Genomic DNA, 15,330 nt, shown 5'->3' with positions numbered 1-15,330 from the left:
CTCAGCCACGGCTGGTTTCCTCCTGCGCCACCGGCGCCGGGGCGGTTGCGGCGCGCAGCAACAAGCTCACCGCACTCCAGGCCAGCAGGCTGACCAATGCCAGGAAGCCCATTACCGTCTGATAACCATTGAGAAAGGCCGCCTGGACATCGCCCGCCGGCGCAGCGGCGAACTGATGGAACAAACCGACGCCCACGGCCAAGCCGATACCGCCGCCGACATTGTGCAAGGTCATCAGCGAGCCCATGGCCACCGACCCCACCTCCTGGGGCACCGAGGAAATCCCCAGCACCGTCGATGGCCCGAGGATGCTCGCCCAACCCAGGCCCATGACCACGAAGGCGCCCAGCAGGTAGGGCAACGATGTCTGGCGCTCGAACCCGGCCTGCAACAGCGCCGACAGGATGAACAGCGCCAGCCCGGCCTTGATCAGCAACCCCGGCCCCTTGCGGTCCACCAGGCGCCCCACCAGCGGCGACAGCAACGCCACGCCCAGGGTGGTGGGCAGCAGCAACAGGCCGCTGGCCTGCACCGAGGCGCCACGGATCTGCGCCAGGTACAGCGGCATGACGAAGAACGCCACGCAATAGAACACCGCCAGGCTGAAGCTCGCCACCACCGCCGCGACGAAACGCCGGTTGGCGAACAGCTTGAGATCGATGATCGGCGCCGCGACCCGCCGCTCCACTGCCACGAACCCGCCCAGGGCCAGTAGCGCCAACAGCGCCAGGCCCAGGACCGGCGGCGATCCCCAGCCCCAGGCCGCGCCCTGGACGATCACCAGCACCAGGCTCGGCAGGCCGATCAGCAACAGCAAGGCGCCCCAGCCGTCGAGCCGGGTCCCGGCCTGCGCCGCTCGCGACTCCCTGACGCTGAAGCTGCAGATCCCCAGGCTCAGCAGCACGAACGGTACGTTGATCAAAAAGATCCACTGCCAGCCGAAGCTGCTGGTGATCAACCCGCCCAATACCGGCCCGGCCGCCAGGCCCACGCCGTTGACCCCGAACAGCACACCGAAGGCCCGGCCCTGCTCGGCACTGTCGAAGGTGCTGGAGACGATGGCGCCCGAGGCGGTGTAGAGCACCGCGCAAGCCAGCCCCTGGAGCACCCGGGCCGCGATCAGAGTGTCGATCTGCCCGGCCAGGCCCGCTGCCAGCGAAGCCAGGCCGAACACGCTCAGGCCAATGAACAGCACGCGCTTGCGACCGTGCAGGTCGGCCAGCCGCCCCACCAGCACCATGAAGCTGGACAACGCCAGGATGAAGCCGTTGATCACCCATTGCAGGCTGTCCACCGCCGCCCCGAGGTCGGCCTGCAAGGCCGGCAGCGCGGTATTGACGATGGTGAAATCCACACAACCGAGAAAACTGGCGATGCTCACTCCGAGCAAGGCCCACCATTTGCGTTGCTGTTGCGCAAAAACGCCCATGGAAACTCCTTGAATTCACGAATCCCGTTGGCCGTGCCCCACGGCGACGGCCATTGGCAGAAAAAAACACGGACTCAGATGGCGATGGCGCCGCTGGTCCAGTTCGGGTGGATGGCGCCGGGCAAGGTGAACGGGATCGGGATCCCGCGCTTCTTGAACTTCAGCGGCAACCAGCGCACCCGGTCCGGGCTGTGGGGCTCGATCAGCAGGTCGCGGCTGGTGGCCATGGCCGTGGTCATCTGCTGCGGATAGAGCACGTAGTGGTAACCCTCGTCGGCCCACAGCGGCAGGATGATCGGGATCTCCTCGAGGATGTATTCCCGGCACTGGGCCGCTGCCCGCTCCAGGTCAGCGTGCTCGTCACGCAGGCGCAGGCGCTCGATGAACACGCCGATGGTGCTGTCGATGGCCTCGCGCAGTTCCACCTGCTGCTGGTAGACCAGGTTGAGTTGCTGGCGCAGTTCGGCATAACGATCACTGGCCAGCTCCTGGTTCCAGCGGGTGATGTGGTAGGGCACCCGCAGGCCATCGAGGATCACCTGGTTGCGCGCCAGCCAGGCATCGCCATCGCGGATCGCCGCCGACAGCGCCTCCCCCGGCGACTGGCCATGCTTGTTGTGCCGTTGCAGGGTGTCGGCCACCACCACCTTGACGTGGCTGAAGCCGGACTGGTTGATCAGGTGGATGGTCGAGCGCAGCTTCTGGTCCTCGTGGTACTCCTGGCCGACGCTGACCGCCAGTACCACCCGCTTGCCCTCGAACTGATGCTCTTCGCCGCCCTTGTTGAAGTAGGCCTTGAGGTTGATTTCCTGCACCTTGCTCATGAATTCAGCTCCAGTAGGCCAAAGGTTGTTGTTCGCCGTAGTAACCGATGAAGACCCCGAGGGTGACCCGGGTGCTGGTGGCCGAGGGGCGCACCGCGTGGATCAGCCGCGGGTTGAGCAGGATCAGGTCGCCGGGCTCGGGCTTGACCACGAAGTCCGGCGGCGGCAGCAGATGGCGTTCGATGCCGTAGGCCCGTTCGCCGCGCAGGCGCTCGTATTCCTCTTCGTCCGGCTCGATGCCCCAGATCTCCAGCTCGCCACCGTCCTCGGGAATCTCCAGGTAGATGTTGGTCGACAGCTGGGTCAGCAACGGTGGGCTGTGGCCCTCTGGCGCATTGCGCTCGAGCTTGTCGGTATGGGGCGTGAGATCGACCCCCGAGCCCTGGAAACGGGCGATACCGACAAAGCACTTCTGCCCGTCCACTTGCAAAAGGTGCGCCCCCTGGGGCCAGACCTCGTCCAGCAGCAGGCGCAGCTCATCGATGGGCGAGGCCAGCGGGCGGAACAGGTTGCGGATCTTGCGGATGTTGGGCAGCGCCAGGGCGTGGTACTCGGCCCGGCTCTGCTCATCCTGGATCTCGATATAGGCCTTGCCGATGCGCACGAACTCCTGCTGCTGGCTGAAGGCACTGCGCAGGTCCTGCTGGTACAGGTGGTCGCGTGCCACCTGCAAGGTATCCGGCGGACAGAAACCTTTGAGCTGAACGCCGTAAGAGCGTTTTTCCACCACATCGATAATGTGCCGCGCTTCAAGTTTGTCGGCAGTAGTGACTGTGAACATGCAAGCTCCCTTATTCCCTGGAAGTAGCGATGAAGTGCATTTGGATGGAACGTAAGAATTTGTTGCAAGGCCACCTTAGGCAGTCACCAAAGGCTTGTGAAATACCCTTTATCTCTAACATCCAAACTTAAAAACGTATCGAAAATCAGGCAAATACCGGCCATCACAGGTCCTTTTAACAGGCTGCAAAACAAGTATTAAATTCACTGATAGTTAACTTGAAAGACTCACATCTTCAATTGGGTAGTTGCTCTTTCCTCCTGAGCTTTATTAATCAAACCGCCATCTTTCATTCAACTTCATTGAACTGCCGATCGATATGGGCCGAGGCGTCGAAAGACTTCTGGATGATGCCCTCTTCCCGATACAGGTCGGCGGTGCGTTGCAGGTCTTCCACCACCGGCGGCCCCACGGCGATACGCCGAGGTTCGGCATAACGGTTGGAACGCAGGTGCACCTCCACCGGCAACCCGCTGTAGCTAGCCTGGATCCGCGAGAACGCCTCCTGGTGCTGGTTGGCCCAGGCATAGGCACGCCCCAGGCGACGCAGGAAATCGGCGATCTGCACAGGTTTTTCGGCAATCGCCTGGTCGTTGGCCACCAGCAGCATATGTCCGGCGAACAACCCCGCGCCGCTGACCAGCACCCGGGTGCCGCCTTCCAGCTGCACCATGCTGGTGTAGGGGTCCCAGGTCGCCCAGGCGTCGGCCTGGCCGTTGCTCAAGAGGCTGCGGGACTCGGCAGGCTGGAGAAAGATGAACTGCGCATCGCTGCCATGCAGGCCCACCGAGCGCAGCGCCGCCAGCGCCAGGAAATGGCCGATGGACCCCCGGGTGGTGGTGATGCGCCGACCCTTGAGGCTGGTGGCGTCCTGCAAGGGCGAGGCGTCCCTGACCACGATCGCCACCGCCGTGGGGGTGACCTTGTGCTTGATCACCCCCACCGTCTTGAGCGGCGCCCCAGCCGCGGCGGCGAACACGAACGGCGCATCTCCCAGGCTGCCGATGTCCACCGCCCCGGCGGCCAGGGCCTCGGCGGTGGGCGCGGCGGCAGCGAACGAGGCGAATTCGATGGGATACGGCACCTGCTCCAGCTCCCCAGCCGCTTGCAGCAGGATCTTCAGCGACTGCTTCTGGCTGGAGACCCGCAGAGTCGGTTCGGCCAGGGCCTGGGCGCCGAGCAGCAAGCCGGCGCATAGTGCGATCACTTGGCCCAAGCGCTGGCGCCAGGACTTGCCGGTAGGTTCGGCCATCACTCAGAACGCCAGGCTGACGCGGCTGTAGTAATAGCCGCCACCCAGGCCGTAGGGCGAGAACATCCCGTACTCGTAGGTGCCGGCCCAGGCCTTGAGGCCGATCTTGTCCGGGTAGACATCGAACAGGTTATTGGCCCCCACCGCCACCGTGAGGTTCTGGGTCACGTCGTAGGCCACGTCCAGGTCGGTGATCCACTTGGCGCTGTAGGTCCGGTCGTTGGCCGGGATGTTCGAGCCCTCGGTGTATTCGCCAAAACGGGTCAGCTGCAGGTTGGTGGTCCAGTCGCCGACCTTGTAGTTGGTGGACAGGATCCACTTGTCCTTGGGCGTGGACTGGGTCAGGTCGATCTGTTGCTGGCGGTCGAACAGCACATAACCGGCCCCCAGCCGCGACAGCGCCGCCGGGGTGTCGGCCAGGTCGCGAATGGTGGTCTTGTTGTGGTTGTAGGCGATGCTCCACTTGGCCGTGCCGTACTCACCGAACGACTGGCTGTAGTCGGCCACCACATCCACGCCCTTGGTCCGGGTGTCCGCGGCGTTGGTGTAGTACTGCCCGGCAAGGTTGGGCGACAGGCCGTTCTCCACCAGGATCTGCGACACCGCCGGGCCCTTGAGGATGCCGGTCTGGAGGATGCGCTTGTCGATGTCGATCAGGTAGAAGTCGGCCGTCAGGCGCAGCCGCTCGGTGGGCTCGGCGGTAAAACCCAGGCTGTAGTTGCGCGAGGTTTCCGGTTCCAGGTCCTTGGCACCCAGGGCGATGGCTTCGGGCGAATCGGGACGCATCTGCTTGGTGCGCACCGAAGTAGTGGTGCCGGCCGCGCCGAACTGGGTCACGGTACTGGTGGTGGAGAACACGCTCTGGGCCAGGGACGGTGCGCGAAAGCCGTTGCTCACCGCCGCCCGCACCGCGTAGCCGGGCAGGAACTCGTAGCGGGTGGTGAGCTTGCCGCTGGTGGTGTCGCCCACCCCGAGGTTGTACTTCTCGTAGCGCGCCGCCGCCCCCACGTACCAGTTGGGGGTGATGTTCAGGCCCAGGTCGATATAGGCCGCCTCGCTATGCCGCTTGAGGCTGTAGGCGTCCTCGGGGGTGGTGCCGTTGACCGAGAACAGCCCCGGGTCGGGCACCACGCCGGCGAAGGGGCCAGTGGCCGGGACATAACTGCCCTGGTTATAGGAGTTGGCCTCGCCCTCCTCCAGCGCGTACTTCTCCCAGCGGTATTCCACGCCGAAGGATGTCTCCAGCGGGCTGCTCCAGCCGATGTCCAGGGCCCGGGAGAAATCCAGGTTGTTGGTCCACTGGTCGAACACCAGGTTGCCCAGGTGGAAGTCGTGCTGGCTGTAGGGGCCGTTGGAAATGTTCAGGTTGTTGGCTGTGTCCAGCACCCCACGATCCTTGCCATAGGTGCTGGACAGGTCCCAGTCCCAGCCGCCCAACAGGCCCTTGGCGCCGCCGGCGACCTGGAAATCGGTCTCGCGGATTTCCCGGCGGGCCTGGCCACCGTTGGGGTACGGGGCGTTGGGCACCCCGGCCAGGCTGGTGATGTCGGTGGGCTTGCGGTGCCCCAGGTCCTTGTTGCTGTTGCGGTAGCTCAAGGTGGAGAACGAATACAGCTTGAGGTCGTCCTCCAGGGGCAATTCGGCGTTATAGGCCAGGCTGGTGGTGCGATCGCGCCCCAGGCCGTACTCGGTGCCCCAGCCCTGGCGATGGCTTTCCCTGGGGTCGGGCGAACCATCGGGCTGGTTGAAATACAGCTGGCCGCTGGCGGCGCTGGAACGCTCGTAGGGTTCCTGGAGCTTGGCGTCCCAGGACAGGTTGATGAACCCGCCGTTATCCCCCAGCTTGCTGCCCCAGTTGAAGGCCTCGTGGCCGGTGGTGCCGTCGCCGTCGAAGTACTGACCCAGGCTGGTGTCGGACGTCAACCCCTCGGCATTGCGCTTGAGGATGATGTTGATCACCCCGGCGATGGCGTCGGAACCGTACTGGGCCGCCGCGCCATCGCGCAGCACCTCGATACGCTCGATGGCGGCGGTGGGGATCAGGTCCAGGTCCACCGGCACCGAGGCGTTACCGACCCGCGCTCCGTTGTTGATCAGCGCCGAGTTGTGCCGGCGCTTGCCGTTGATCAGCACCAGCACCTGGTCGCCGCCCAGGCCGCGCATGCTCACCCCTCGCACCAGGAACGCGGTGCCGCCACCGTTGATGGTGGGCACGTTGAACGACGGCAGCAGCCGTCCGAGCATCTCTTTCAGGCCGTTCTGGCCAATGCTGCGCAGTTGCTCGCTGTCGATCACATCGATCGGCGCCGGGCTGTCGGTGACCGTGCGCTGCTGGCTGCCACGCACCCCGGTGACCACCACGGTGCCCAGGGTCTCATCGGCGGCCAGCACCTGTTGCGCCGGGGCCAGGCCCAGCAGGCCGAGGCCCAGGGGGGCAGCGCCCAAGGCGATTTTATGCAAGGAAATACCCATGACTTCAGATCCTTTCGAAGAATGCTCAGCGCGCTCGGGCGGCAACGGTTTCGACTTCGATCAAGGCGCCGGGCAGGACCAGTCCCGCCACTTGCACCGTGGTCCGGGCTGGCTTGAGCGGCTGCTCCTGGGTCCCGAAGAACTCGCGAAAGGCGGTTTGCAGGCCATCGAAGTCCAGCTTGCCGCCCAGGGCCGGATCGCCCACCAGGTAGATGCGCAGCTGCACCACATCGCCCAGGCCCAAGCCCTGGCTGGCGAGGATCGCCCGCACCTTGCCCAGCACCACCCGCGCCTGGGCCTCGGTATTGCCCACCGCGTGGATCTGCTCCTTGGCGGCCTTGGGGTCCACCGGGTCCGGTAACAGGCCGGACAGGTAGGTCACCTCGCTATTGGCCGGCAGGGTCACGGCCTGCAGGATCGGCGAATTGGGATAGGTGGACGGTATGCGCTGGATTCCTGCGGCCCAGCTATTGGCGGCAGCGAACAGCAGCCCCAGCCCTACGACGGTATTTTTCAAAGACATGCAAAGACGCTCCCAAGGTTGTGGTTGCCAGCCTCGGAGGTCCGCTACCCGGCATGGGTTACCGCTGTTTTTATGAATGCTCGGCCGGTTCAGGCCGTTTGTTGTAGCGATGCGCCTTGCGCCCGCTGGAACAGTTGCCGCACCACCCGGCGGGCGGCGCCGGCGGCGGCCTCCTGCCAGATACCCACGCCGCTGTGGGCCAGGCCGTCGCTGGTCAGGTAGACCCGGCCCTGGGGCTGATTGAGCAGGCTGTAGTCCGGCTCGACCACTTCATGGCTGATCCAGGGCCCGAAGTTGTAGGGAATCCGGCTCCAGGCGATCACCAGCGGATTGCGCAGTTCATGGCTGTGCCCCGGATGCAGCAACTCCACTGCCTGGCGGGAGATCTCGATCTGTTGGGCCAGGCTCTTCTCGCCGAATTTGCGCGCGGTCTCGCCATTGTTGTAGGCCGCCACCAGTACCCCCTCGGGCTGGTTGAAGCCGCCACTGGGATACCACAGCCCCGAGGCCTCCTGGTTGATGAAGGACAGCCCGCCGTAGATCTGGTACTGGCTCTCCCAGAAGCGCCGCGACTGCCAGGCCACCTTGTTGGCGTAGCCGAACTGCACGGCGGCGATGGCCTGGCGTACCGGTGCGCTGAAGTTGTTCTCGACCCGGGCCAGCAGCGGCAAGGGCAAGGAGCTGATCACATAGTCGGCCACCAGGCGCTGGCTGCGGCCGGTGCGCCGGTCCAGGTAGGTCACCTCGACGCTGTCCTGGCGGTTGCTGATCGAGCGCACCTCGCTGTGCAGCCGCAGTTGCCCCTTCAAGTGCCGGGCAAAGGCCTGGGGGATGCGGTCCATGCCACCCACCGGCTGGAACATGGTGGGCGAGAACTCCGGGTATTCGTCGATCATCAGCGCCGTGGTCAGCGCCGGATTGAGCAGGGTCTGCAAGGGCAGTGGATCGTTCTTCTGCGCCAGCTGGTCGCCGGCCCCGGGCCAGACCTTGTAGCCGGAACGGGCCGAGCCCAGGTACTCGAGCTTGTCCGACAGGTCGCCCCAGGTCTTGAGGAAGCTCAGCAGGTTGTCGCGATCCGCCGCGCTCAGCTCCTGGTCCAGGGCGTGGCGATTGACCGCCTTGGCCAGCAGTGCGGAAAAATGCCCGCGGCTGTCATTGACCGCCTGGCGGATCTGCAGCGCCGGCTGGTTCAAGTCAGGGCGGACCAGGGCATTGCGGCTGGTGTTGACCAGCACCTCCAGCTCCACCCCCAGCTCGCGGCAGTAGCCGAGCATCAATTGGTGGTGGCTGGGCAGGCGCCCGGCGCCGGCATTGAGATAGAACCCCGGATCGAAGCGCGCCACTTGCGCGCTGCCATCGCTGTACTCCACCCGATCGCCGCCGCGCACCGTCCAGTTGCGCCCGCCGACCCGGTCGCGGGCCTCGAGCAAGGTCACCTTGAACCCGGCCTTGTGCAGCTCATAGGCACTGACCAGGCCGCCGATCCCGGCACCGATCACCACCACCCTGGCGCCCTTACCCACCGGTATGGCCGGCAACGAGGCGTAGTTTTCCTCGACCGCCTCGGCATTGCCCGCCATGCCGAACAAGCCCATGACCGCGCTCGCCGCCTGGACGCCGCCGACCGCGGCGATACGGGCGATCAATTGTCTTCTGGTCAGTGGCATGCCAGCGCTCCCTGCTGCGGATGGATAGTACGTTCGGTTATAGCCCGGTGACTTGTGCAGTCACTTGGGTCTATGGAAAGCCATCCTAGGGGCGCTTATTTAATAAGAGAAATACATTTTAAGCATATGCAAATATTACTTTGTTTCATATTCAAGGCAAAAGATTCTGCGTACCGCGCATAGCCTCAGACGGAGCACCCCTGCCGCTAGCCGCGAGTCGCGGGGCTTGCCGCTGGAGATTCAGCCGCAGCGGCCTGGGCCGCTGCCAGCACCCGCAGCAGATTGCCGCCCCAGATCTTCGCCAGGTCGTCTTCGTTGTAGCCCGCCGCCAGCAGGCGTTCGCTGATGCGTGGCAGTTGCGTCACATCCTCCAACCCCTCGACCCCGCCACCGCCATCCCAGTCGGCACCGATGCCCACATGCTCAGGCCCCACCACGTCGAGGATATGCAGCAGGTGCTTCATGTAGTCGTCGAGGGTCGCCCTGGGTTGCGGGTAACGGGCCTCCACCTGGCGGATGCGTTCGGCCAGGTCCGCCACTTGTCCGGGGCTGAGGCTGGCGGCCAGGCGAAACTCGCGGTACAGCGGCCCCAGGGCCTTGGCACGCTCGGGGCTGGGGACGGCGTCGATCAGGTCGCTGGGGAAACTGTTGACCTGCACCACCCCACCCTTGGCCGCCAGCTGGCGCAAGCGCTGGTCATCCAGGTTGCGTGGATGGTGGGTAATGGCCCTGCTGCTGGAATGGGAGGCGATGATCGGCGCCGTGGACAGGGCCAGCACCTGGTCGAATACCTGGTCCGAGGCATGGGACACATCCAGCAGAATGCCCAGGCGATTGGCCGCGCTCACCAGCTCACGTCCGGCCGGGCTCAGGCCCCGCCATTGCGGCAACGCGGTGGCCGAATCGGCGAAATCGTTGTTGGCCGAATGCACCAGCCCCAGCATGCGCAGGCCCAGGCGATGGTAGGTGAGCAGCCGTTGGGGATCGGCCGCCAGGGGCTCGGCGTTCTCCATGCTGATGAACACCACGCGCTGGCCACGGCCGACGATGGCCGGCACATCCTCGGCGCGCAGGGCCAGGGCGAAGTCCTGGGGATGGGCGGCCACCAGATCGCGGATTCGGGTCAGCACCGCCAGGCCGTGCTCGCTGGCCTGGGTCCGGCCTTCGGCATCGAGCGGCCCCTGGGGCGTGAAGATCGCCCAGAAGCCGCCATCCAGGCCGCCCTCGCGCATCCGTGGCAGATCGACCTGGGACAGGTCGTCCTGGTAGCGATGGCGCTGGCGGATGTCCCAGCCCGGCCGGGCCAGTTGCATCGGGGTGTCGAGGTGGCTGTCGAGTACGGTCAGGCGTTGGTGCAGGGCCGCGGCGGGCTCCTGGGCCAGTGCCCACGAGCTGGCCATGGCCAGGGTCAGCAAGGATCGGCGCAGCATAGGGCCTCCAGGGCCGGTTGGAAGGACACTCAGGCCCTCAGCCCCAATGGAAGCTGCGGTCCCAGAGGCCGGAAACATCCAGCGGCTGGGGCAATACCCCGGCCTCGTAGAACAGATCGGCCACGTCCTGCTGGGACTTCACCGCCGCATCGTCCACCGGTTGCAGCAAGCGCGGGCCGCTCTGGGCGCGGTATTGGGCCAGGAACACTTCCCGGGGCATGCCGAGGATCTGCGCGCTGCGGGTCGCCCACTCCTCGGGGTGGCTGGCGATCCACTGCCAGGAACGGTACTCGCGCAGGATGTAGTCGGTGATCGCCGCATGCTTGCGCGGGTCGGCGATGCTCTGCTGGTTGGCGGCGATCACGTAGTTGCCCGACAGGTAGCCTTGCCCGGTCTTGAGCACCCGGGCGCCGGCACGCAGCTCGGCCAGCTGGATGAAGTAACCGAAGCTGACCCAGGCATCCAGGGCGCCGTTCTGGAACGCGGCGAAACCATCCTGCGGGGTCAGGGCCATGGGCACGATATCGGTGAAACCCAGCCCCTGCTCCTTCAGCGCCTTGAGTAAAAAGTAATGGGAACTGGTGGAACGGATGTAGCCGATGCGCTTGCCCTTGAGCTCGGCCACCGACTGCACCGTGGAGCCCTTGGGCACGATGAAGGCCTGGTTGTTGACGTCGCCGGTGAGCACCGCGATCAACTTCACCGGGGCCTGGTTCTTGATGCCGAAGATCGGCGGGATCTCGCTCATCGGCGAGATGTCCAGGGTGCCGCTGACCAGGGCCTCGAAGCTCAGGTTGCCGCCGGTGAACTCGGCGTACTTGACCTGGTAAGGGGGTGGTTCGATACCCGCCTGGGTAAAGAAGCTCGGGGCCGCGCCCTTGTAGGTGGCGACGTTCAAAGTGACCCCGGACCAATCGGTGGCGGCTGCCAGGCCCAGGCGCGGCAAGGCGCCGGCCAGGCCGGCAAGGGCCGAGAGTTGCAGGAAACGACGACGCTGCATGCTGGCTGTCCTCAATCGAGAAAATCCGCTTCTTCGCGCAGGATGCGCTCGCGGTAGGGCTGGAAACTGAACCAGCCGCCGAACTCGGTGCCCACCTGGCGCGCCGTGTGGCGGGCCACTTCATGGGGAATGGGCCGGGGCGTACCGGCAGCCTCCGCCAGCAGTTGGGCCTGGGCGGCGTTGTCCATGGCGATGAAGCGCCAGGCCGCCGCCTCGACGGTCTCGCCCACCGTTAGCAGGCCATGGTTCTGCAGGATCAGCGCCTTGTGCCCGTGCAAGGCGGCGGCGATCCGCGCCCCTTCGCTGGCCTCCAGCACCACCCCGGAGAAGTTGTCGAACAGCGCGTGCCGCTCATAGAAGGCGCAGGCATCCTGGGTCAGCGGGTCCAGCAGGCGACCCAGGCTCGACCAGGCCTTGCCGTGCAACGAGTGGGCATGGGCGGCGGCCACCACCTCGGGATGGGCCTGGTGCAGCGCCGCATGAATGGCGAAGGCTGCAAGATTCAACGCGCCCTCGCCTTCGACGACGGCGCCGTCAGGGTCCACCAGCAGCAGGTCGGAGACCCGTACATGGCCGAAATACACCCCCACCGGGTTGACCCAGAAATGCTCCGGGTGCTCCGGGTCGCGCACCGTGATATGCCCGGCCCCGCCCATGTCGAAACCCAACCGGGCGAAGACCCGGAACGCCGCCGCCAGGCTCTGCTTGCGTTGCAATCGCTCGAGCTCGACGCTGGCTTGGCGCGGCGGGTGCTCCCAGCGAAAAACCGTATGCCCATCGCGGGGCAAGTCATACACCGCGGGACGAAAATGTGCGGTCATATCCACTCTCCTTGAAATGCTCATCAATACCCTGCTCCCGCCTGCCCTTCTGCGGTCTCAAGATCCCCGCGCCTGCTACGCAGCCTTCGGCAGCGGCTACACAAACCGCCAGGGGCCCTGTAGCCGCTGCCGAACCCGCGAGGCTGCGAAGAGGCCCGCAGGGCTTTGCCTGGCGATCACCGGAAGACCTAGGCACCGCAGGCTAGTAGCCACGCTGGATCTCCACCGGATTCTCCAGGGGTAAACCATCGCCCCAACGCCGGAGGTTGCGCTCCAGTAGCCGGGCGATATTCAGGTAGACCCCGGGCGAGTTGGCCGAGGTGTGCGGCGACAGGTGAATCCGTGGATGGCGGTAGAACGGATGCCCCTCGGGCAACGGCTCGGGATCAGCCACATCCAGGCTGGCCAGGCCGATGCGCCCGCTGTCCAAGGCCTTGAGCAGCGCCGGCTGATCGATCAGCGCGCCCCGGGCGATATTGATCAGGTGCAGCCCCGGCTTGGCCATGGCCAGCACATCGGCGTCGATCGCCTGGCGGGTCTGCTCGGTCAGCGGCACCGCCAGCAACAGGTGGTCGGCGCGGGAAAACAGTTGCCCCAGGTCGCTCACCGCTTCCACTCCGGGCATCTGCAAAGGCTGCGGCGAACGTCGCAAGGCCAGCACCCGCATGCCCAGGGCCAGGGCCTTGGGCGCCAGCTCCCGGGCAATGCTGCCAAAACCGAACAAGCCCAGGGTGCTGCCGGCCACCGCCGCCAGCGGTCGTTGCTGCCAATGTTCGGCGCGCTCGACCCACACCTGGGGCAATCCCTTGGCGGCGGCGAAGATCGCCGCCAGGACGAACTCGGCGATGCTGGACGCAGTGCAGCCCCGGGCACTGGCCACCGGCAGGTGCTCGAACAGCCAGCGCGGGAAATAATCCAGGCCGGAACTGGCCAGTTGCACGAAACCCAGGCCGAAGGGCCAGCCGGTCGGTGGCTGCGCCGCGTCGCGAAAATCGGCATGGGGCGCGGCCAGCAGCACCTGGATATCCGTGGGCAAGCCGACGGGAATGCCCCGGGGCAGGTCCAGCACCTCGATCCCGGGCAGCCACTGGCGCAACTGCCGGTTGAAGGCTGCATCGAGCTGGCTGGCGATGCGCGTCACACCTGGGCTCCACGGCTGGGCAAGGCGAACGCGGCACGCCCCACCGCGCCGAGGATGGCGTCGTTCTGCGGCGTATGGATGCGGCTGCACAGCACATCGCGATAGTGGCGCTCGATGGGATTGCCCCGGGCCAGCCCCGGGTTGCCAATGGCCTCGATCCCCAACTCCACCGCGCTGATGGCGTTGCTGGTGACCAGGTACTTGACCTGGGTGGCCTCGCTGGCGGCGATCCGCCCTTCGGCGGCGGCGTCGAGCAGTACCCGGTTGTTCAGCAACAAGGCATCGATACGCCCGATCAGTTCCTGGAAACGCGGCAGGCTCGACAGCGGCGCGCCGAGGTTGGCCGGGGCCCGTTGAGCGAGCCAGCCCAGCAACCAGTCGCGGGCGGCGCGGGCCACCCCGTCGTAGATCGCCGACAGCAAGACCGCCAGCCAGAGCACGCCCTTGCTGTCCAGTTCCGAAGGTCGCGGGACGTTGGCCGGCTGGATGTCCACCGCCTGTTCCAGGGGCACGAACACCTCGTCGAAGATCACATCGTGGCTGCCGGTGGCACGCATGCCCAGATGGTCCCAGGTTTCCTCGATGCGGATGCCCGGGCTGTCACGGTGTACCAACCAAGTACCCACGCGGGGCTCGGGCTCGTCGCTGCGGGCCCACACCGCCAGCCAGGTCAGCCCGGGAATGCCGGTGGAGTAGATCTTGCGACCGCTGAGCGACCAGCCGCCCTCGACCCGCCGCGCCAGGGTCGCCGGCAGGCCGCCACGAGCGGGAGTGCCCAGGTCCGGCTCAACCCGCAATGCATTGATCAACGCCCCATCCTGCACCGCTTCGCGGGCCACTTGCTGGCGCAGGTGCAGGGGCCAGGCGGTGTTCTGCTGCAGGCGCGTGTGCTGCAGATACTGCATCACCAGCACCAGGGCGGTGGAAGGTTCGCCCTGGGCCACGGCGCCGATCACCCGCCGCGCCTGGGCCAGGGTCGCCTCGCTGCCGCCCAGGGCCCGGGGTACGGTCAAGGCCAGCAGACCATGCTGGTGCAGGCGTTGCAGGTTGGCATGGGGAAACTCGCTGTGGCGATCATAGTGGGCCGCCGTGGCGGCAAACTCCTCGCTCAACTGCTGCAGCAGGTCGGCGAACGCTACGGAGTCCAGCTCAAGGGGCGCCGCAGTGGCGATGGATGGTTCGGTGCAAAGGCTCATCGGCTGGCAATCCTGCTCAGGGGTGGGGCAACAAGGGAGGCCGGCTCGGCCTCGGTTTCGACGCCCAGTAATTGCAGCAACTGCCCACGCAGTTGCTGGAACCCGGGAAGGCCGGCCTGGCGCGGGCGCGGCAGGCGGATCGGCAGTTGTTCGGCAATGCGCCCGTTGGCCAGCACCAGCACGCGGTCGGCCAACAGCAGCGCTTCATCGACATCGTGGGTCACCAGCAGCACCGCCGGGGCATGGGCCTGCCACAGGCGAATGATCAACCGATGCATGCGGATCCGCGTCAGCGCGTCGAGGGCGGCAAAGGGTTCGTCCAGCAACAACAGCTGCGGCTCACGCACCAGGGCCCGGGCGAGGGCCACGCGCTGGGCCTCGCCACCGGACAGGGTGCCGGGCCAGGCAGCCAGGCGATGGGCCAGGCCCACTTCCTCCAGCGCCGCCTGGGCCCGCTGGCGCACCTGCTCGCCACGCACGCCGAGGGCGACGTTGCGCCAAACGCGCTTCCAGGGCATCAAGCGTGGCTCCTGGAACACCGCAGCCATGGCCGTCGGTACCTGCAAGCGTCCGGCGTCGATGGGTTCCAGGCCGGCCAGGGCGCGCAGCAAAGTGGTCTTGCCCGAGCCGCTGCGGCCCAGCAAGGCGACGAACTCTCCCGGGGCGATGTCCAGGTCCAGTTCGTCGAGCACCGCTTGCCCGGCGAAGCGCCGGGTGATGCCACGGCCTTCGACAGCGGCCGGCGAATGGCCAGCAGCAGTCGGGCTCGGTGGCGAAGATGACAGGTGCATGGC

13 protein-coding genes are annotated in these 15,330 nt (G+C 66.2%); all 13 read right to left on the bottom strand.

Annotated elements, in window-relative coordinates; translation table 11 throughout:
* Position 1 precedes the first annotated feature (1 nt).
* The 13 genes from C4K40_RS07175 to C4K40_RS07115 all read right to left on the bottom strand — a co-directional run bounded on the left by C4K40_RS07175 (position 2) and on the right by C4K40_RS07115 (position 15,327).
* Positions 2 to 1,429 (bottom strand): MFS transporter, encoded by a 1,428-nt coding sequence (locus tag C4K40_RS07175; protein WP_022642815.1) that lies wholly within the window; start codon positions 1,427 to 1,429, stop codon positions 2 to 4.
* Positions 1,430 to 1,503: 74 nt separating this feature from the next.
* Complete coding sequence (locus C4K40_RS07170) at positions 1,504 to 2,253, bottom strand: tRNA-dependent cyclodipeptide synthase (RefSeq protein ID WP_053135393.1); 750 nt, start codon at positions 2,251 to 2,253, stop codon at positions 1,504 to 1,506.
* 4 nt (positions 2,254 to 2,257) lie between these two features.
* A complete protein-coding gene (locus tag C4K40_RS07165; protein WP_022642813.1) occupies positions 2,258 to 3,034 on the bottom strand; it encodes a 2OG-Fe(II) oxygenase in 777 nt (258 codons plus the stop codon).
* A 289-nt stretch (positions 3,035 to 3,323) separates the two neighbouring features.
* Complete coding sequence (locus C4K40_RS07160; RefSeq protein WP_053135396.1) at positions 3,324 to 4,286, bottom strand: aliphatic sulfonate ABC transporter substrate-binding protein; 963 nt, start codon at positions 4,284 to 4,286, stop codon at positions 3,324 to 3,326.
* A gap of 3 nt (positions 4,287 to 4,289) precedes the next feature.
* Positions 4,290 to 6,758 carry a TonB-dependent siderophore receptor gene (locus tag C4K40_RS07155; protein WP_053135399.1) on the bottom strand — a complete coding sequence of 823 codons (2,469 nt, stop codon included), beginning with the start codon at positions 6,756 to 6,758 and terminating at the stop codon, positions 4,290 to 4,292.
* A 25-nt stretch (positions 6,759 to 6,783) separates the two neighbouring features.
* Positions 6,784 to 7,281 carry a RidA family protein gene (locus C4K40_RS07150; protein ID WP_022642810.1) on the bottom strand — a complete coding sequence of 166 codons (498 nt, stop codon included), beginning with the start codon at positions 7,279 to 7,281 and terminating at the stop codon, positions 6,784 to 6,786.
* 89 nt (positions 7,282 to 7,370) lie between these two features.
* Positions 7,371 to 8,948, bottom strand: a complete 1,578-nt coding sequence (locus C4K40_RS07145; RefSeq protein ID WP_053135403.1) for an FAD-dependent oxidoreductase — start codon at positions 8,946 to 8,948, stop codon at positions 7,371 to 7,373.
* 206 nt (positions 8,949 to 9,154) lie between these two features.
* A complete protein-coding gene (locus tag C4K40_RS07140) occupies positions 9,155 to 10,378 on the bottom strand; it encodes a dipeptidase (RefSeq protein WP_053135407.1) in 1,224 nt (407 codons plus the stop codon).
* Positions 10,379 to 10,415: 37 nt separating this feature from the next.
* Positions 10,416 to 11,378: an ABC transporter substrate-binding protein gene (locus C4K40_RS07135; protein ID WP_022642806.1), complete on the bottom strand. Its 963-nt coding sequence runs from the start codon at positions 11,376 to 11,378 to the stop codon at positions 10,416 to 10,418.
* Positions 11,379 to 11,389: 11 nt separating this feature from the next.
* On the bottom strand, positions 11,390 to 12,199 hold the full coding sequence (locus C4K40_RS07130) for a class II aldolase/adducin family protein (protein WP_053135410.1): 810 nt from the start codon (positions 12,197 to 12,199) through the stop codon (positions 11,390 to 11,392).
* A 202-nt stretch (positions 12,200 to 12,401) separates the two neighbouring features.
* Complete coding sequence (locus C4K40_RS07125; RefSeq protein ID WP_053135413.1) at positions 12,402 to 13,340, bottom strand: D-isomer specific 2-hydroxyacid dehydrogenase family protein; 939 nt, start codon at positions 13,338 to 13,340, stop codon at positions 12,402 to 12,404.
* Positions 13,337 to 14,536, bottom strand: a complete 1,200-nt coding sequence (locus tag C4K40_RS07120; RefSeq protein WP_053135416.1) for an acyl-CoA dehydrogenase family protein — start codon at positions 14,534 to 14,536, stop codon at positions 13,337 to 13,339. Before C4K40_RS07120 ends, C4K40_RS07125 begins: the two co-directional genes overlap by 4 nt.
* Complete coding sequence (locus tag C4K40_RS07115) at positions 14,533 to 15,327, bottom strand: ABC transporter ATP-binding protein (protein ID WP_053135420.1); 795 nt, start codon at positions 15,325 to 15,327, stop codon at positions 14,533 to 14,535. The genes C4K40_RS07120 and C4K40_RS07115 overlap by 4 nt, the downstream gene beginning before the upstream one ends.
* Positions 15,328 to 15,330: the final 3 nt, after the last annotated feature.

This window comes from Pseudomonas sp. CMR5c (assembly GCF_003850545.1).
GTDB classification, from domain to species: Bacteria; Pseudomonadota; Gammaproteobacteria; order Pseudomonadales; family Pseudomonadaceae; genus Aquipseudomonas; species Aquipseudomonas piscis.
The sequence above is the reverse complement of the archived record's forward strand: the minus strand, read 5'-3'. Positions and strand labels throughout refer to the sequence as shown.